Source organism: Sporosarcina aquimarina, assembly GCF_023715615.1.
In the GTDB taxonomy this organism is placed as follows: Bacteria; Bacillota; Bacilli; order Bacillales_A; family Planococcaceae; genus Sporosarcina; species Sporosarcina aquimarina_A.
The window spans coordinates 230404-248068 of sequence record NZ_JAMBOM010000002.1 but is presented as its reverse complement, the minus strand read 5'-3'; the positions used below and the strand labels follow the sequence as shown (position 1 = coordinate 248068).

The 17665-nt window shown below is 42.7% G+C and carries 15 protein-coding genes; 12 read left to right on the top strand and 3 right to left on the bottom strand.

Translation table 11 applies throughout. The annotated features are described in order from the left end of the window. Positions 1-19: 19 nt before the first annotated feature. The gene (locus tag M3197_RS08245; RefSeq protein ID WP_251660573.1) at positions 20-1114 is read right to left on the bottom strand and encodes a M24 family metallopeptidase; all 1095 of its coding nucleotides are present in this window, start codon (positions 1112-1114) and stop codon (positions 20-22) included. 109 nt (positions 1115-1223) lie between these two features. Here M3197_RS08245 and M3197_RS08240 point away from each other — a divergent pair, with 109 nt between their 5' ends. Both M3197_RS08240 and M3197_RS08235 read left to right on the top strand, forming a co-directional pair. Next, positions 1224-1904: a metal-dependent hydrolase gene (locus tag M3197_RS08240; protein ID WP_251660571.1), complete on the top strand. Its 681-nt coding sequence runs from the start codon at positions 1224-1226 to the stop codon at positions 1902-1904. A 99-nt stretch (positions 1905-2003) separates the two neighbouring features. After that, entirely contained in the window at positions 2004-3311 is a 1308-nt protein-coding gene (locus M3197_RS08235; RefSeq protein ID WP_251660569.1) for a DRTGG domain-containing protein, read from the top strand. 21 nt (positions 3312-3332) lie between these two features. Here the strand turns inward: M3197_RS08235 and M3197_RS08230 are convergent, their stop codons facing one another. Next, the gene (locus tag M3197_RS08230; RefSeq protein ID WP_251660566.1) at positions 3333-3653 is read right to left on the bottom strand and encodes a YtpI family protein; all 321 of its coding nucleotides are present in this window, start codon (positions 3651-3653) and stop codon (positions 3333-3335) included. A 97-nt stretch (positions 3654-3750) separates the two neighbouring features. Here M3197_RS08230 and M3197_RS08225 point away from each other — a divergent pair, with 97 nt between their 5' ends. The 8 genes from M3197_RS08225 (at position 3751) to M3197_RS08190 (ending at position 13660) form a co-directional block, all read left to right on the top strand. Then, on the top strand, positions 3751-4692 hold the full coding sequence (locus M3197_RS08225) for a DHH family phosphoesterase (RefSeq protein WP_251660565.1): 942 nt from the start codon (positions 3751-3753) through the stop codon (positions 4690-4692). 18 nt (positions 4693-4710) lie between these two features. After that, the gene (locus M3197_RS08220) at positions 4711-7791 is read left to right on the top strand and encodes a DNA polymerase III subunit alpha (protein WP_251660563.1); all 3081 of its coding nucleotides are present in this window, start codon (positions 4711-4713) and stop codon (positions 7789-7791) included. A 165-nt stretch (positions 7792-7956) separates the two neighbouring features. Beyond that, on the top strand, positions 7957-8619 hold the full coding sequence (locus tag M3197_RS08215; RefSeq protein WP_251660561.1) for a FadR/GntR family transcriptional regulator: 663 nt from the start codon (positions 7957-7959) through the stop codon (positions 8617-8619). After that, positions 8613-9476 carry an acetyl-CoA carboxylase, carboxyltransferase subunit beta gene (gene accD / locus M3197_RS08210; protein ID WP_251660558.1) on the top strand — a complete coding sequence of 288 codons (864 nt, stop codon included), beginning with the start codon at positions 8613-8615 and terminating at the stop codon, positions 9474-9476. Before M3197_RS08215 ends, accD begins: the two co-directional genes overlap by 7 nt. Next, positions 9473-10426: an acetyl-CoA carboxylase carboxyltransferase subunit alpha gene (locus tag M3197_RS08205; protein WP_251660556.1), complete on the top strand. Its 954-nt coding sequence runs from the start codon at positions 9473-9475 to the stop codon at positions 10424-10426. Before accD ends, M3197_RS08205 begins: the two co-directional genes overlap by 4 nt. A 38-nt stretch (positions 10427-10464) precedes the next feature. Then, positions 10465-11424 carry a 6-phosphofructokinase gene (pfkA, locus tag M3197_RS08200; RefSeq protein WP_251660554.1) on the top strand — a complete coding sequence of 320 codons (960 nt, stop codon included), beginning with the start codon at positions 10465-10467 and terminating at the stop codon, positions 11422-11424. A gap of 33 nt (positions 11425-11457) precedes the next feature. After that, complete coding sequence (gene pyk / locus M3197_RS08195; protein ID WP_251660552.1) at positions 11458-13218, top strand: pyruvate kinase; 1761 nt, start codon at positions 11458-11460, stop codon at positions 13216-13218. A gap of 58 nt (positions 13219-13276) precedes the next feature. Beyond that, a complete protein-coding gene (locus tag M3197_RS08190) occupies positions 13277-13660 on the top strand; it encodes an FxsA family protein (protein WP_251660551.1) in 384 nt (127 codons plus the stop codon). Here M3197_RS08190 and M3197_RS08185 read toward each other — a convergent pair. After that, positions 13650-14561: an AI-2E family transporter gene (locus tag M3197_RS08185; protein ID WP_251660549.1), complete on the bottom strand. Its 912-nt coding sequence runs from the start codon at positions 14559-14561 to the stop codon at positions 13650-13652. The two genes, M3197_RS08190 and M3197_RS08185, sit on opposite strands and share 11 nt — an antisense overlap. 255 nt (positions 14562-14816) lie before the next feature. On the opposite strand from M3197_RS08185, the gene citZ reads away from it, so the two are divergent. Both citZ and icd read left to right on the top strand, forming a co-directional pair. Continuing rightward, positions 14817-15932: a citrate synthase gene (gene citZ, locus M3197_RS08180; protein ID WP_251660547.1), complete on the top strand. Its 1116-nt coding sequence runs from the start codon at positions 14817-14819 to the stop codon at positions 15930-15932. A gap of 69 nt (positions 15933-16001) precedes the next feature. Then, positions 16002-17270, top strand: a complete 1269-nt coding sequence (gene icd / locus M3197_RS08175) for an NADP-dependent isocitrate dehydrogenase (protein WP_251660545.1) — start codon at positions 16002-16004, stop codon at positions 17268-17270. Positions 17271-17665 lie beyond the last annotated feature (395 nt).

Below are 17665 nucleotides of genomic sequence, written 5' to 3'. Positions count from 1 at the left end.
AAGCCTCTGCTTCTTCTATTTACTTAATTATCTTGAGCTCTTTCGGGAACTTCGTTAATACTTCGATACCATCATCAGTTACGACGACATCATCTTCAATACGAACGCCAGTAATTGCAGAGTTGTAGATGCCTGGTTCAATTGTGAAAACCATACCTTCTTCCAGCTGGAAGTCATTCGCTCCATGGATTGAAGGGAATTCGTGAACAGAAATTCCGAGTCCATGTCCTAAACGGTGAGTGAAGTATTCTCCATATCCGGCTTTCGTGATTACTTCGCGTGCGGCTTTGTCAAGGTCACTTGCCCGTACGCCTGGCTTTACAAGATCGATTGCCGCTTGATTGGCAAAACGTACAGCTTCGTAAATACTCAGCTGTTCAGCAGATGGTTCGCCAAACGAAACCGTTCTAGTAATATCTGAACAATATCCTTTATGCACTACCCCCAGGTCCATTAGAACAAAATCGCCTTTTTGGATTTTACGTTCTCCAGGAGTTCCGTGTGGAGATGCGGTTTTCGGGCCTGATAAAACGGTTGTATCAAACGACATCTTCTGGACACCTTTTTTCTTCAACGCAAATTCGATTGCAGTTTGAAGTTCCAGTTCAGTGACACCTTCCGCAATATTCTCGCATGCGACTTCAATCGCGTAGTCTGCTAGTTTTGCAGCTTCACGTAGTAATTGGAGTTCGGATTCATCCTTATGGCTCCGCATTGTATTCAATTGTTCATCCAAACGTGAAAATTGGGCTGATGGGAAGAGTTCTTCCATACGTTCCAAACGCTCGACGGTAAGATGTGATTTCTCAATTGCAATCGTGTTGAGTTCGCTCACTTTGCGTTTCACTTCAGCTTGCACAAACTCCCAAGCGTCATCTGTGTCTTCGTAACCGACCGTTCCAAATGTCCAGCCAGCAGATTTCACATCTGGAACTTCCATGAGTGGACAGACGATGAAAGGTTCTGCGTCTTTAAAAATCATCACACCTAGAAGCCGCTCGTGAGGGTCACTGCTAAAGCCTGATACGTAAAATACGTTATCCGGTGTGGTTACAAATGCCGCATCTACGTTGTTGTCCTGTAAATACTGTTGAATCGTTTTAAGTTTTGTCATGATTAATCCTCCTTAATTCACTTATCTATCATACCAAAAAAAGAGGGTTTACATATGGTTTCACGAATTGATAAAAAGGATAGAACAAAAAGTGGAGGTGTCAAATTCAATGGAAATTTCATATCACGGACACTCAATCGTTAAGATTAAAACAAACGACAAGGTGATTTTAATCGATCCTTATATTACAGGAAATGAGTTAACGGATTTAGTTGTGGCGAACGAAAGACCAGACGTCATCTTATTGACACATGGACACAATGATCATGTAGGCGATACGATTGAAATCGCAAAGGCGAGTGGGGCATTAGTTGTAGCGCCTAATGAACTTGCGGTATGGCTCGGGTGGCAAGGTCTAGAAACACACGGCATGAACATTGGAGGAGCTTGTGAGTTCGATTTTGGAACGGTGAAGTTTACAAAAGCATTTCATAGCTCATCGTATACAACAGATGACCAACAGCTGATTTATATGGGAATGCCTGCAGGAATCCTGTTTATGGCAGAAGGTAAAACAATTTACCATGCAGGGGATACATCTCTATTTGGAGATATGGAGCTAATCGGCAAGCGTCATCCAATTGATATCGCTTTTTTACCAATAGGTGATAACTTTACAATGGGGCCTGAAGATGCTGCACATGCGGTGGAACTTCTCTCTCCGAAGCTGACAGTGCCAATACATTACAATACTTTTCCACCAATCGTGCAAGACCCTGAAGACTTCAAAAAACTTGTGAAGAACCATGAAGTACTTGTGATGAAAGCAGGGGATGTGAAACGGATTTGAGTTAACTGGGCTGGGTGAGATAAATCTCTTTCAGCTCGGTTATTTTTTATGGATTTATGGTAAACTGAAGAAAGGCATACATAGAAAAAGGTGAATGCAATGTCGACAAAGCATGAACAGATTTTGCGCCACATTGAAGATCTCGCTGTTGGTGAGAAAATTTCAGTACGGCAAATAGCAAGAGCGCTCACTGTGAGTGAAGGAACAGCTTACCGAGCGATTAAGGAAGCGGAAAATAACAAACTTGTGAATACAATCGAGCGTGTCGGTACAGTCCGCATCGAAAAGAAGAAAAAAGAGAATATTGAGCGACTGACGTTTGCTGAAGTTGTGAATATTGTGGATGGTAGTGTATTAGGTGGTAGCGGAGGCTTACATAAAACTCTGACTAAATTCCTGATTGGTGCGATGCAACTGGATGATATCCGACGTTATATTGACGCAGGAAGCTTGCTCATTGTGGGAAATCGTCAAAAAGCACACCAATTAGCGATTAGCGAAGGGGCAGCGGTTCTTGTAACAGGTGGTTTTGATACGACAGATGAAGTGAAAAAACTTGCAAATTCACTCGATTTGCCGGTCATTACGACAAGTTATGACTCGTTTACTGTTGCAACCATGCTCAATCGGGCAATATCGGATCAGATGATTGAGAAGGATATCCTTCTCGTAGAAGATATCCAGCACCAACTTTCAAATACTTCTACGTTGTTCATCCAAGAGACGGTTGGTCAATTTAATGAATTGAGCCAAAGAACTTCCCACTCAGCGTTTCCGGTCATTGAGCGTAATGGAAAAGTAGTAGGTATGGTCACGTCTAAAGATGTCGTTGGGAGACAGGAATCTGAACCGCTTGGAAAGGTCATGACAGCCTCACCGATTACAGCGACTGGAAAGATGAGTGTTGCTTCAGCTGGTCACATTATGGTGTGGGAAGGAATCGATTTGCTACCTGTTGTGACTGAAACCGGCTTGTTAGATGGTGTCATAAGCCGACAAGATGTTCTCAAAGCTTTTCAATTAGCTCAACGGCAGCCACAGCATGGCCAAACCATTGATGATATAGTGAAAAACCAAATGCACTCTGATACGGAAAACCCTCAAAACGTAATTTTTGAAGTGATTCCACAGATGACCAATCAGCTGGGCTCCTTGTCGTATGGTGCACTGACTACGTTGCTAGCGGAAACTGGTAACCGTGCCATCAAGCTCTATAAGCGTGGAGAAAGTGTTCCTGAAAATTTATCAATCTATTTTATGAGACATGTCCAGCTTGGAAGTAAGGTAACGGTGAAACCTGAAATTTTGCACATGAGTCGTAGAGTCGTGAAGATGGAAATTTCGTTGTATGCAGAAGGTGAAATGATCGGTAAATCACTAGTTACGTATCAGTTGTTGGAGCGATAAAAAAACGCTGATGCACGGGCATCAGCGCTTGTTCAATTCTGCTTCTTCGTCCACAAATTGGTTGTAATACTGAACGGCTTTCCAGTTAAAGATGGATACATAGCCTCCAAGTATGATGAAGATTCCAGAAATCACGTAAGTCGTAACCCCTCCAAATAGTAACAGTTGGTTGATTCCGAAAAAGACTAGCAGAAGTCCTAAAAACATTCCTGCTTTCGATGAAAACATCTTTTTGCGAATCGGGAATACCTGGCTTGTCCGGAACTGTCGAGTTTTAAAGTAAAAATAGAATACTGCCGAAGCAATAATAAAGAATACAAGTATAAAATTAAAAGTCTTCACAGCATAGCCCTCCAAAAGAATCCAACACTTCTTCTATTGTAGCGGCTTTATTACTTAAATGCGACCGTAATTCTTTAAATATCGGAGGAAATGGAAAATGAAAAGACAAATCATTGACACAATTGAGCAGTACTCCACCATTATTATTCATAGGCACGTCCGCCCCGATCCGGATGCATTTGGGTCACAAGTAGGCTTAAAGAAGCTCATAGAAGCGAATTATCCGGACAAAAATGTCTACGCGACAGGAAGTGATGACGGCCAGTTGTCATTTCTAGCTGGACAAGATTCTGTATCCGATGACATGTATGAAGGTGCGTTAGTCATTGTGACAGATACAGCAAACACCGAGCGGGTAGATGGACAGTCCTACTCAAAAGGAAGCTTTTTAGCTAAGATCGACCATCATCCGAATGTGGATCCGTATGGGGATGTATTATGGATTGATACAGATGCAAGTTCTTGTTCGGAAATGATTTATGAATTATTTGCTGAAGGACGAGACGTTAAAGGATGGCAGCTTCCAGATGAATCTGCAAGACTCCTATTTGCTGGAATTGTCGGCGATACAGGAAGATTCATGTATCCAAGCGCAACTGGTAAGACGTTTGAAATTGCTAGTGAACTAATCAAATACAACTTTGACCGACAGCAAATCTTTGCAGGGATGTACGAGGTGGAACGAAATCTGCTTCACTTGCAAGGGTACGTTTATCAAAACTTCACGATAGATGAAAATGGAGCTGCCTTTATTAAACTCAAAAAAACAATCTTGGATGAATTTGATGTAAAAGCAGAAGAAACGTCTTCTCTCGTAAGTTCACTTGGAGATGTCAAAGGCATTCGTGCTTGGTTAATATTTGTCGAAGAAACGGACCAAATTCGTGTCCGATTGCGTTCCAAAGGAATTATTATCAATGATTTGGCTGCTGAATATGGGGGCGGCGGACATCCACTTGCTGCAGGAGCCTCTGTAAGAACTTGGGAAGAAGCCGATGAAGTAATTCAGAAAGTACAAAAGTTATGTGCATGTAACTAGTGAATGGAGGGATAGACAATGAAGCTTGTTTATCCGCAAATTATAACAGGAGCCGATTTACTTAACGGCATTATAAAGCTCGATCGATTGGCTCCTCTTCTGCAAAGAAGAGGGGCTGTTTCGGCTGCAATCGTGAATTCGACTCTTTCTGGAATCCGTTCTTTTTGGAAAGTCATGACAAAGTATGGCGTTCACCCAGTCATCGGGCTTTCCGTGAAGATAGAACTACCAACTGGAGAAACGCCACTATGCTACATTTATGCTAAAAACGAAAAGGGTTTTCGTCAGCTATTAAAAATAAGTAGTGCTGTTGCAACACGTGAAGCTGAAAACTTACCTGAGAAATGGTTGAAATCCTATACTGCGAACTGTACCGTCATTTTCCCGCTTACAGACCCCTCTTGGAACGAAATTCGAACTGAAGAAACAATCCAACGCTTGAAAATGCAATGCAAAACCGAAAGTTTGCATATAGGCATCGCACGACCCGCTGGAGCTGTACATCCTGAAGAAACTGCCATTGAACAACTGGCCAATTCAGAAAAACTTAGCATTGTTGCATGCAGTGAAGCTAGGTTCATCGAGCCACAAGACGCTTTCAGTTTCGAAACAGCACAAGCGATTCGCGATGGCTACAAACTGAATGATCCAGCGCGTCCCGAAAATCTATACATAGACGCCTACGTCCCTGAGCAAGAAGAGTTGGAACGATGGTTTGTAGGTAAAGAGCATTGGCTTGAGCAGGCGGCAGACATGTTAGTTGGATGCAAGGTCCAGTTGCCAGAGAAGCATTTACTCATGCCAAAATTTCCGGTTGGTGAGAACATGTCGGCAGCACAACTGCTTGAAATCCATTGCAGGAATGGGTTGCAAAAACGATTTAATCAGATTTCCCACGCATACGAGGAGCGACTTCGGTATGAATTAGAGGTCATCGTAGAAATGGGGTATCAGGATTATTTTTTGATCGTAGAAGACTTCATTGCTTATGCAAAACAAAAGGATATTGAAGTTGGACCTGGACGAGGGTCCTCTGCGGGATCACTCGTTGCTTTCTCCCTTGGAATCACTGCGGTAGATCCCTTGAAATATGGGTTGATTTTTGAACGGTTTTTAAATAAAAGCAGAGTGACCATGCCGGATATTGACGTCGATTTTGCGGATACACGAAGAATGGAAGTTGTCGAGTACGTTGCACAAAAATATGGGAAGGCACATGTCGCTCAAATAATAACGTTCGGTACGTTATCAGCTAAATCTGTAGCGAGAAATACAGCAAGGGTATTTGGCTTTTCGAACGAAGATATGACGTTGCTATCCAAAATGTTGTCGGATACTCCTGGGAAAACTCTTCATGAGAAAGTGAGCCAATCATCACATTTGCAAACATGGATCGAAAAAGATGAAGTGCGCGCTCGGTGGTATACGGTGTCTCTCGCTTTAGAGGGATTACCTAGAAATGCATCTACACACGCTGCGGGGGTCATACTTTCGCCAACTCCGCTCGTTGAAACCGTTCCGTTACAAAGTGGTGGAGATTCCATCTATTTAACACAGTGGGCTATGAATGACTCGGAAGAAGCTGGGCTTCTGAAAATGGACTTTCTTGGCTTGCGTAATCTGACTTTGCTCGACAGGATACGTAAACTGATTCGATTTGCTACAAGAGAGGACCTATCACTTGAGACAATTCCACTGGATGATGAGCGGACATTGGAGTTGTTTCGAAAAGGGGACATGTTAGGAGTTTTTCAGTTTGAATCACCTGGCATGCGTAAAGCGTTACGTGACATTTCACCGGATGCTTTTGAAGATATCTATGCCATAAATGCCTTATACCGACCGGGTCCAATGGAAAACATCCCTCTTTATAGTAAAAGGAAGAAAGAGCAGGAGCCAATTCATTACATGCATCCCGCTCTGGAACCGATTTTAAAAGAGACATATGGCATTATTGTTTACCAAGAACAGATTTTGCAGATTGCCGTTCAAATCGCAGGATTTACTCTAGGGGAAGCGGACTTGTTACGACGTGCAATCAGTAAAAAGAAACGAGATGTACTGATGGAGCAACGCATCCATTTTACAGAAAGTGCACAGAGAAACGGTTTCCCTAAAAGTATCGCAGGTGATATTTACGAGCTAATTGTAAAGTTTGCTGATTATGGATTCCCGAAGAGTCATGCGGTTGCTTATTCGTTGATATCCTACCAACTCGCTTACTTGAAGGCGAACAAGCCTGAGTATTTTTATGCTGGATGCCTATCGGTGTTAGCGGGTTCCCCGGAAAAAACAATGGAAATTATTCGTGAAGTGAAAGCGAAGGGAATCCCTGTCCTAGGTCCTTCAATTACAAAAAGTAACTGGTCAGCAACAACTGAAGATGGTTCTATCCGACTTGGTTTGGGCGCAGTAAAAGGTATCAGTTATCCATTTTATACAACCCTGCAACGAGCGCGTCAGCAGGAAGTGACGCTGAAAACGCTGTTTGACTTGTCTGTTGCACTTGGGGCAGAAAACTTCACTGAAAAAACAATTCCGCCACTTGTGAAGTCTGGTGCGTTGGACGAATTCGGTCAAACACGTGAAGTGTTACTCGCAACAATCGAAGCTGCACGAAAACATGCGCTCTTTGTTAGACCATCTTCTGATGAAACAGACTTGCTCGCAGGGATGATGAAAGGGATGGCGAGTCCTAAATATAGTCCAGGCGGAACGATGTCTGATTTGCAACGACTTAACTATGAAAAAGAAATACTTGGGTTCTACTTATCTGAACATCCAATTGCTTCTTATAAAAAGCAACTAACTACTAAGTCGAATCAGATTGCAGACGCCCTTGAACAAACATCAGGAACTAAGGTAGTACTGGCTGGGATGGTGTTGGAAGTGAAGCGAATTCGGACAAAAAAAGGAGAAGCGATGGCATTTCTCGAATTACAGGATGAGACTGGCGAGATCTCGTGTACGTTATTTCCTAAACAATATGCGATCTGTAGCAGTGAGCTGAAAGAGCAGTCATTACTCGTGTTTCGAGGTACGGTGGAAGTGAGAAATGGCAAACCTCAGCTTGTTGTTCAGGAGATTGTTACAGATTAAACGAGTCTCTATAGGTTATTTTTTGAAAGATAGTGAAGGTACCATCTCCCTATACAATTGAAATAGATTTCCGGATATCACTTTACGGCAGGCTTGCTTTTTTGTATGCTTATAAAGGATAGTGGTCTGACCACTTAAGAATGTAGCATAAAAAGGAGTTTGGACATGGAAAACTCTCGTCCATCATCGAAACGATTTTTGGATATTGTTGCGGATCTGCGTACAATTATTAAAGAAGAAGGTGCTGTCATTGGGGATAAGCTACCTTCTGAACGTGTGCTAGCGGATCGGTTACAAGTAGGAAGATCCACAATTCGAGAAGCACTCCGAAGTCTTGAACTTCTTGGACTGATTGAAACAAGAAGGGGAGAAGGAACGTTTCTCGCGGACTATAAAAAGCATCAATTAGTGGAGATTCTTTCCACGTTTATCATGCAAAATCCACAATCATTAAAGTCTGTGGATGATACGCGGCGAATTCATGAAAAAGCAGCAATTGAATGTATTTCCAATGATCCCGAACGAAGAACGCTTCCTGTTTGGGGAAGTTTTTTAGTTAAACTGCGAGGGACAGAGCCAATCATAAGGGAAGAATTGTTGCAAGAGATTGTAGTGGTTTCAGGAAATCGCTTGTCATTAAAGATTTGGTTTTTGTTGAAACAATATAGCCGCGTTCCGTATCATGAAACTATGGCGGAAGACGAAAAAGAAGTTGCAACGAATTTACTTAAAGAGATGATGAACGGTAATAGCCATCTAGCCGTTATGCGGTATAAGGACTGGCTTGACATTGTCATTGGTGAAAGAAGGGGCGAACACGAATGCTAAGGGACTTATTTACAAATGTGAAAAAACAACAGGCAATCATGCCAAATGCAAAGTCTAAGAGCGATGTACCTGAAGGAATTATGACGAAATGTCCAGAATGTAAGCACGTTGAACCGACAAAAGAATTAGGCAAGCTCCTTAAAGTTTGTCCTAAATGTGATTTCCATTTCAAAATGACAGCACAAGAACGAATTGACTCCTTAATGGATGAAGGGACGTTTGTGTCCATGGATGATCATCTTGTAACTGAAAATCCATTAGAATTTCCTGCATACACAGCAAAAGTAAAAAAAGACGCGGAGAAAACAGGACTCAACGAAGCTGTGCTGACCGGTACAGGCAAGATTGGCGGTAATGAAGTGGCAATCGCTATCATGGACGCTCATTTCCGTATGGGGTCCATGGGATCAGTTGTAGGTGAAAAGATTACGAGAGCGGTCGAAAAAGCGACAGAGCTCGGAATTCCACTGCTTATCTTTTCTGCGAGCGGTGGTGCTCGTATGCAAGAAGGCGTTCTCTCCCTAATGCAAATGGCAAAAACGAGTGTTGCATTAAACCGTCACTCAGAAAAAGGACTTTTATATATCTCTATAATGACCTATCCAACTACGGGTGGGGTTTCGGCGAGTTTTGCATCTGTCGGCGACATTAATCTTGCAGAGCCAAAAGCACTTATTGGATTTGCAGGGCGCCGGGTTATTGAGCAAACTGTACGTGAAAAGTTACCTGAAGACTTCCAAACGGCTGAATTTCTACTTGCCCATGGTCAGTTGGATGCAGTCGTCCATCGTGTAGACTTGCAGGATGTGCTTTCTCGCATTATCCGACTGCATACGAAGGGGGAAGCAGCACAATGAAAAAAAACATGTCATTTGAAGAACCTATCATAAAATTACGAGAAAAAATCCAGGAACTAAAAGAGTTCACTGAAACGAACGAAGTAGACTTGTCTGAAGAGATTCGGAACTTGAACAATCGTTTGATAAAGTTGGAAAACGATATATATGGCAACATGGAGACATGGGAACGTGTACAAGTGGCGCGTCATCCTGAGCGTCCCACGACATATGACTACATTGGAGAGCTTTTTGAAGATTTCATTGAGCTTCATGGCGATCGCGCATTCGGTGATGATGCTGCGATAGTAGGTGGAATTGGTTCGTTTGAAGGTGAACCAGTTACAATTATCGGTCATCAACGTGGTAAAGACACAAAAGAAAATGTAAAGCGTACCTTCGGAATGCCTCATCCAGAAGGGTACCGAAAAGCATTACGGTTGATGAAACAAGCTGAAAAATTCGGCAGGCCGATTATTTGTATGATTGATACGAAAGGTGCCTATCCAGGGCGCGCAGCAGAAGAGCGAGGTCAAAGTGAAGCAATCGCTCGTAATCTTGTAGAGATGGCAAGTCTCACTGTTCCTGTTATTTCTATTGTTATAGGAGAAGGGGGAAGTGGTGGTGCCTTAGCATTAGGAGTAGCAAATCGCATTTATATGCTTGAGCATTCTACTTATTCGGTCATTTCCCCTGAAGGCGCAGCCTCGATTCTTTGGAAAGACTCTGCGTATTCGAAAGAGGCAGCAGAAGCAATGAAAATTACTGCTCCGCACTTGTTGAAGATGGATGTTATTGATGAAATCATTCCTGAAGTATTAGGTGGAGGACACCGTGATCCGAAACAACAAGCAAAAAATATGAAAACAGTTTTAACAAAAGCTCTGAGCGAGTTGAGTAAGCTCGATGCTGACAGACTTGTTCAAGACCGTTATGATAAATTCAGAAAGATCGGTGTGTTTTCTGAGTAATTTGTATGATTCTACTTTACTGTAAGGAGGGTATACGGATGAAGAAAATCGCTGTATTAACAAGTGGTGGAGACGCACCAGGTATGAATGCGGCCGTAAGAGCTGTCGTCCGAAAAGCGATTTATGAAGGACTCGAAGTCGCTGGCGTTTACAATGGATACCAAGGTTTGATCGACGGGAAAATTGAACTGTTACAACTTGGATCCGTAGGTGACATTATCCAACGTGGGGGCACTATGTTACGTTCCGCTCGCTGTCCGGAGTTCACTACAATTGAAGGACGTGAAAAAGCGCTCAAACAGCTCAAATTGAATGGAATTGAAGGCGTTGTAGTAATTGGGGGAGACGGCTCGTTTAGAGGGGCACTAGAATTATCGAAACTTGGTATTCCTTGTGCGTGTGTTCCAGCTACAATTGATAATGATATTAACGGAACTGACTTTACAATTGGTTTTGACACAGCACTGAATACAGTCATTGATGCAATTGACAAAATAAGAGATACAGCAACTTCACATGAGCGGACCTTCATTGTAGAAGTGATGGGACGTAATGCAGGGGACTTGGCTCTTTGGGCAGGCCTTGCAGGTGGAGCAGAGACCATCCTCATCCCTGAAGAAACGTATGATTTACCGGATATTCTTGACCGTTTGAGACGAGGAACGCATCGTGGCAAAAAACACAGTATCATTATTGTCGCAGAAGGAGTGATGTCTGCTTCTTTGCTTGCTGAGAAATTAAGTACAGAAGAAGGCATTGATACACGCGTTTCTGTATTAGGCCATATTCAACGTGGCGGCTCTCCATCTGCTAGGGATCGTGTTATTGCTAGTCAATTTGGTGCGCGCGCTGTCGAAGCACTGAAAAACGGTGGCAACACAGTCGCGATTGGAATGAAAAATCATCAGGTCATCGAATATGATTTAGCACGGGTATTTGATGGGGATTCTGAATTTGAGAAAGATATGTATACGTTATCTAAAGAATTATCTATTTGATGGAAATCAGTGAAAAGGAAGTGGCCTGAACCAATGAGAAAAACTAAAATCGTTTGTACAATCGGTCCAGCAAGTGAATCACCAGAACGTCTTGAGCAACTAATAGATGCGGGTATGAATGTGGCACGTTTGAATTTCTCCCATGGAGATCATGACGAACACCTTCAACGTATAAAAGCAATTCGCAAAGTAGCAGCTGCTAAACAAAAGACTGTCGGAATTTTACTCGATACTAAAGGACCGGAAATTCGAACGCATTCCATGGAAAACGGCCTAATCGAATTGACAGCGGGTCAAAAGATTGACGTTTCTATGAAAGAAGTCCTTGGGACAAAAGAGCGTTTCTCAATCACGTATGACCAACTGATTGACGATGTGGATAAAGACGATACGATTCTTCTGGATGACGGTCTCGTCATGTTGAAAGTATTGAGTAGAAGTAAAGCTGAAGGATTGATTCACACTGAAGTGATGAACTCCGGAGAACTTAAGAATAAAAAAGGCGTTAACGTACCTGGTGTTTCAGTTCAGCTTCCAGGGATTACAGAAAAAGACAAAGAAGATATCCTATTCGGGATTGAACAAGAGATCGATTTTGTCGCTGCGTCATTCGTCAGACGTTCGGAAGATGTATTGGAAATACGTGAACTGTTAGAAAAGAACAGTGGATCGAATATCCATATCATCCCTAAAATCGAAAACCAAGAGGGTGTCGATAATATTGATGCAATCATCGAAGTATCTGATGGTCTCATGGTCGCTCGTGGAGATTTAGGTGTGGAAATTCCGCCAGAAGAAGTTCCAGTCATTCAAAAACAGCTAATTAAAAAATGTAACCAAGCAGGTAAACCTGTTATCACTGCAACACAGATGCTCGATTCCATGCAACGGAATCCTCGACCAACTCGTGCAGAAGCGAGTGATGTTGCAAACGCGATTTTTGATGGGACCGATGCAATTATGTTATCAGGTGAAACTGCGGCTGGTTTGTATCCGGTAGAATCTGTGGAGACAATGGTACGGATTGCGAACAAGATCGAAGAGTCTTTCGATTATCGTTCCTTCATATCTACGCGACGTAGAGAAAAACATGGTAACTTGACAGATGCTATTGGACAAGCTGCTGCCTATACAGCTATTAACTTAAATGTGAATGCAGTAATTGCTCCTACTGAAAGCGGAACAACTGCACGGATGATTTCTAAATATCGTCCTGGATGTCCAATCATTGCTGTAACATCTTCTGAGCAAGTCGCTCGTCGTCTCACACTCGTGTGGGGAGCGTACCCGATTGCTGGAAGACGTGTCAGTTCAATTGACTCGATTCTTGAAGAATCGGTTGAAGAAAGTGTTAAAAATAAGTATGTTACGCATGGTGATGTCGTAATCATTACGGCAGGAGTGCCTGTTGGAGAAGCAGGAACAACGAATCTGATGAAGATACATGTCATCGGCGATCTACTAGCAAAAGGACAAGGTATCGGTAAATCTGTAGCATATGGCCGAGCTATCGTTGCCCGGAGTGCAGCAGAAGCGGAAGCGTTCGATGCAGAAGGTGCAATCCTTGTGACGAATTCGACAGACCGTGATATGCTACCTGTACTTGAAAAGTGTGCGGGCCTCATTACAGAAGAGGGCGGACTTACCAGTCACGGCGCAATCGTCGGATTGAATTTAGGCATTCCTGTAATTGTCGGCGTGAAAAACGCAACGGAGATTATTAAGCATGACAAAGAGATTACAATGGACGCTGAAACTGGCGTTGTTTATAAAGGCCATGCTAAAGTTCTATAAACAAAAAACCGCTACCTAATTTTAGGATAGCGGTTTTTCTCAAAGAGGAGATATTAAAATGAAATGGTTACTGCTTCTTTTTTTAGTCGTCCCTGCAAGTGAACTCACATTACTACTTGTATCTGGGAGCCATCTAGGTGTTATGCCAACCCTCGCCATAATTGTTATTACTGGAATTGGGGGTGCTTATTTTGCGAAGCGACAAGGAGTTAGAGCGATTATAGAATTTCGAGAACGAATGGCTGCAGGAGATCCACCGGGACCGCCGATTATAGATGGATTATGTATTTTTGCAGGTGGTCTGCTGTTGCTGGTCCCAGGTTTCATAACAGATGCGATTGGTCTGCTGTTACTCTTCAGCTGGCCGAGAAAAATGATTCGTCCCTATATCATTCAACTAATTTACAAGAAGATGAAAAAAGGGACACTTATCATTCGATAAACTTCGGGTGATGTCTAATTTTCATTGCCGTGAACAGGAGGAAGGGTGTCAGTAATATTCCTGGCAACCCGAATAAGTAAAAAGAACTGGCTGTGATGAGAAACGCATGGACTGGTTTGACTCGGAAAGTGGATGCCCACAAATAGGACTCTGCGATTTGGCGAGTCACAAGCGTTAGGATGTAAAGTAATAACAGTGCTGAACCGAATAGATAGTTTCCTGTGTAAAAATAAAAGAGCATCATCGGTAGAAGGAACAATCCGATCCCCAAGAAGGGCAGGCTATCTGCAAGAGATATGAGAAATGCAGTCCCGATGGGTGATGAAAACGATAGGAAAAAGAAACCGATACACAATAATAGAAATGTAAGACAAACTAAACGGGCTTCGATGGAAATGAAGTGACCGATGAGTTCTCCTGACTTCTTAAAAAGTCGATGTGCCTGACGCCGCATTGATCCTGGGAAGTAGACAAGGAACCAGAATCGGTCTTTTCCTGTTTCTCGTAGTGCAAAGAAAAAGGCAACTAGAAAGATAAAGAGAGTGAACACTTGTTGAAAGAGAACTCCTGTAAATGTAAAAGTATGTTCAACAAGAGTGTGACCTGCTGTCAGTACGTGATCTTTTAAAAACGTAATGGCAACGCCTGACCAGTCCTGATTTCCGGTATAGGGTTCCAAATGGCGCTCAGCAATCGGTAAGGTGTCGATCAACCCTTGAATAGCCATAGTTGAAAGCCCTACTACCAAACTGATAATAATGGACATGGCGACCAAAGTAGAAAGAGTTCTAGGTAAGCGCAGGACTTGATTGGTGAAGTTCACAACAGGTGCTGCGAAATAGGCTAATATAATTGCGATACCAGCTGGTGGAACTAGGAATAGAAAGATTCCACCAATCACTCCAGGCAGAAACGGGACAATGTAGTGTTTAAAAAAGGTTGTAGTATTCCACTTTTTGATAGAAATTCACTCCGATTTAATAGATTTCCTGGAAACCGTATGCATTTTCATTCACAAAACAGACAAAGTTGATTATAATGAGTTTTGTAAGCGTTTTTAGGCGGAAACAATATTAGCAGATCAGCCGACTGCCCCAACCGGTAGACAAAAAATCCACGGGTGGTTAGAAGGCTGCTGACTGAAGGAGAGAGTTTCATGACATCTACTAAAGGTTTAGAAGGAATTGTAGCGACACAATCCGCGATCAGCTCAATCATCGATGATACCCTTACATACGTCGGGTACGACATTGACGATCTTGCAAATAATGCAAGTTTCGAGGAAGTCGTCTATCTTCTCTGGCACCAACGTCTACCAAAAGAAGATGAGCTAGCTGAATTAAAGCAGCAATTGGCAGACAACATGTCCGTACCAGAAGAAGTGCTCGCTCATTTCAAAACGTATCCAATCAAAGACGTCCACCCAATGGCAGCATTGCGCACAGCAATCTCCTTATTAGGGTTATATGACGCGAAAGCTGAAGATATGTCCAAAGAGGAAAACTATCTGAAGGCGATTAAACTCCAAGCTAAAATTGCAACAGTTGTAACTGCTTTTGCACGTATCCGTAAAGGGCTAGAGCCAGTAGCTCCTGATACAACACTTGGATATGCAGCAAACTTCCTTTACATGCTAAATGGAAAAAAACCAGAAGCAATTGAAATTGAGGCATTTGACAAAGCGCTGGTCTTACATGCAGATCATGAGTTAAACGCATCCACATTTACTGCGCGTGTTTGTGTGGCAACTCTCTCTGATATGTATTCTGGTGTTACAGCTGCAATTGGAGCACTTAAAGGTCCATTGCACGGTGGAGCGAACGAGCAAGTTATGAAAATGCTAATGGAGATTGGCGACGAAGACAAAGTGGACGAGTACATCCACAACAAACTTGCGAACAAAGAAAAAATTATGGGCTTTGGCCACCGCGTCTACCGTAAAGGAGACCCGCGCGCTAAGCATCTTCGTGAAATGTCTCAAAAACTCACAGAACTTCGTGGAGAAGGTAAATATTACCGTATGTCAGAGGAAATCGAAAAAATCGTTACTGGTGAGAAAAAATTACCACCAAACGTTGATTTTTACTCCGCTTCGGTTTATCATTCACTTGGGATTGATCATGATTTATTCACTCCGATTTTTGCGGTTTCCCGCATTTCTGGATGGATTGCGCACATTCTAGAACAGTATGATAACAACCGACTGATTCGTCCTCGTGCCGAATACATCGGACCTGATATGCAAAAGTATGTGCCAATCGATCAGCGCTAATTAGCAAAAATCTTTGGGGCGGTATATCATCATACCGGCCCTATACTTATGACTTTGGGAGGAATTATAATGGCTAATGAAGGTAAAATCACAGTAACAAACGGTGTATTAAACGTTCCCGATCACGCAACAGTTCCATTCATCATCGGTGATGGAACAGGTCCAGATATCTGGCATGCAGCTTCTCGCGTACTTGAAGGTGCAGTAGAAAAAGCGTACAACGGTAAGCGTAAACTTGTTTGGAAAGAAGTGTTGGCAGGAGAGAAAGCGTTCAACGAAACTGGAGAATGGCTTCCACAGGCTACACTCGATACAATTGAAGAATACCTAATTGCGATTAAAGGTCCTTTGACTACTCCAATTGGCGGTGGATTCCGTTCATTGAACGTAGCACTTCGCCAAGAACTTGATCTTTATACATGCTTACGTCCAGTACGTTACTTCGAAGGTGTTCCTTCACCAGTAAAACGTCCTGAAGACTGTGACATGGTCATCTTCCGTGAGAACACAGAAGATATCTACGCAGGTATCGAGTACAAAGAAGGTTCTGACGAAGTTAAAAAACTGATTAAGTTCCTACAAGACGAGTTCAACGTTAAAAATATCCGTTTCCCTGAAACTTCTGGACTTGGTATTAAGCCAATTTCTGAAGAAGGAACAAAACGTCTAGTTCGTGGTGCTTTGAACTATGCAATCAAAGAAGGCCGCAAATCATTGACACTTGTTCACAAAGGTAACATTATGAAATTCACGGAAGGCGCATTCAAAAACTGGGGATATGAAGTAGCTGAGCAAGAATTCGGCGACAAGGTATTCACATGGAACGAATACGACCGCATTAAAGACGAAAAAGGTACAGATGCTGCAAACAAAGCGCAATCTGACGCTGAAGCTGCAGGCAAAATCATCGTTAAAGATTCTATTGCTGATATTTTCCTTCAGCAGATCTTGACACGCCCGAAAGAATTCGACGTTGTTGCTACAATGAACTTGAATGGTGACTACGTTTCTGATGCTCTTGCTGCACAAGTAGGCGGAATTGGCATCGCACCAGGCGCTAACATCAACTACCAAACAGGACACGCAATCTTTGAAGCAACTCACGGTACTGCACCAAAGTATGCAGGACTTGATAAAGTAAATCCATCATCTGTTATTCTTTCAGGCGTTATGATGCTTGAGCATCTTGGCTGGAACGAAGCTGCAGACATGATCACAAAGTCAATCGAAAAGACAATCGCTTCTAAAGTGGTTACTTATGACTTCGCACGTTTGATGGATGGAGCAACTGAAGTGAAGACTTCTGAGTTCGCTGACGAGTTAATCAAAAACCTATAAGTTTACGCTTCGTATTCGACAGGTACACAATAAGTAAGAGACAAAAAGCAGAGCTTTAATCGTAGCCTCTGCTTTTTGTTTATATAAAAATAGGTTGACAGGATTGTTTTGATTATAATTATTTGTTAGTTGTGGATACTTGGTATTTGCAAATTCGTTGATAGGAGTGGAAGGCGGCGACTCCTGCGGAATAAGCGAAGACCGATGCCCCCGCAGAAAAAGCTGTAACGAAGAACAGCTTCTGCGAGTAAAAGCGAAGCGTTAGGAGCACCGTTTAGGCTGCCTTAATTTCTGTAAAGTGCACAGAAATACGGAAAATCGAACTCTTCGTGGTTCGATTGGCTGAGGTCGAGCCCGTGGAAAGCGTCCGCCTGCAAAGGAAATCAACACTGTTT

Coding starts and splice junctions, on each gene's coding strand:
- M3197_RS08205 (WP_251660556.1), top strand. CDS start 9,473: ATGAAAAAAAACATGTCATTTGAAGAACCTATCATAAAATTACGAGAA.
- icd (WP_251660545.1), top strand. CDS start 16,002: ATGGCTAATGAAGGTAAAATCACAGTAACAAACGGTGTATTAAACGTT.
- M3197_RS08220 (WP_251660563.1), top strand. CDS start 4,711: ATGAAGCTTGTTTATCCGCAAATTATAACAGGAGCCGATTTACTTAAC.
- pyk (WP_251660552.1), top strand. CDS start 11,458: ATGAGAAAAACTAAAATCGTTTGTACAATCGGTCCAGCAAGTGAATCA.
- M3197_RS08225 (WP_251660565.1), top strand. CDS start 3,751: ATGAAAAGACAAATCATTGACACAATTGAGCAGTACTCCACCATTATT.
- pfkA (WP_251660554.1), top strand. CDS start 10,465: ATGAAGAAAATCGCTGTATTAACAAGTGGTGGAGACGCACCAGGTATG.
- M3197_RS08245 (WP_251660573.1), bottom strand. CDS start 1,114: ATGACAAAACTTAAAACGATTCAACAGTATTTACAGGACAACAACGTA.
- M3197_RS08235 (WP_251660569.1), top strand. CDS start 2,004: ATGTCGACAAAGCATGAACAGATTTTGCGCCACATTGAAGATCTCGCT.
- M3197_RS08190 (WP_251660551.1), top strand. CDS start 13,277: ATGAAATGGTTACTGCTTCTTTTTTTAGTCGTCCCTGCAAGTGAACTC.
- M3197_RS08240 (WP_251660571.1), top strand. CDS start 1,224: ATGGAAATTTCATATCACGGACACTCAATCGTTAAGATTAAAACAAAC.
- accD (WP_251660558.1), top strand. CDS start 8,613: ATGCTAAGGGACTTATTTACAAATGTGAAAAAACAACAGGCAATCATG.
- citZ (WP_251660547.1), top strand. CDS start 14,817: ATGACATCTACTAAAGGTTTAGAAGGAATTGTAGCGACACAATCCGCG.
- M3197_RS08215 (WP_251660561.1), top strand. CDS start 7,957: ATGGAAAACTCTCGTCCATCATCGAAACGATTTTTGGATATTGTTGCG.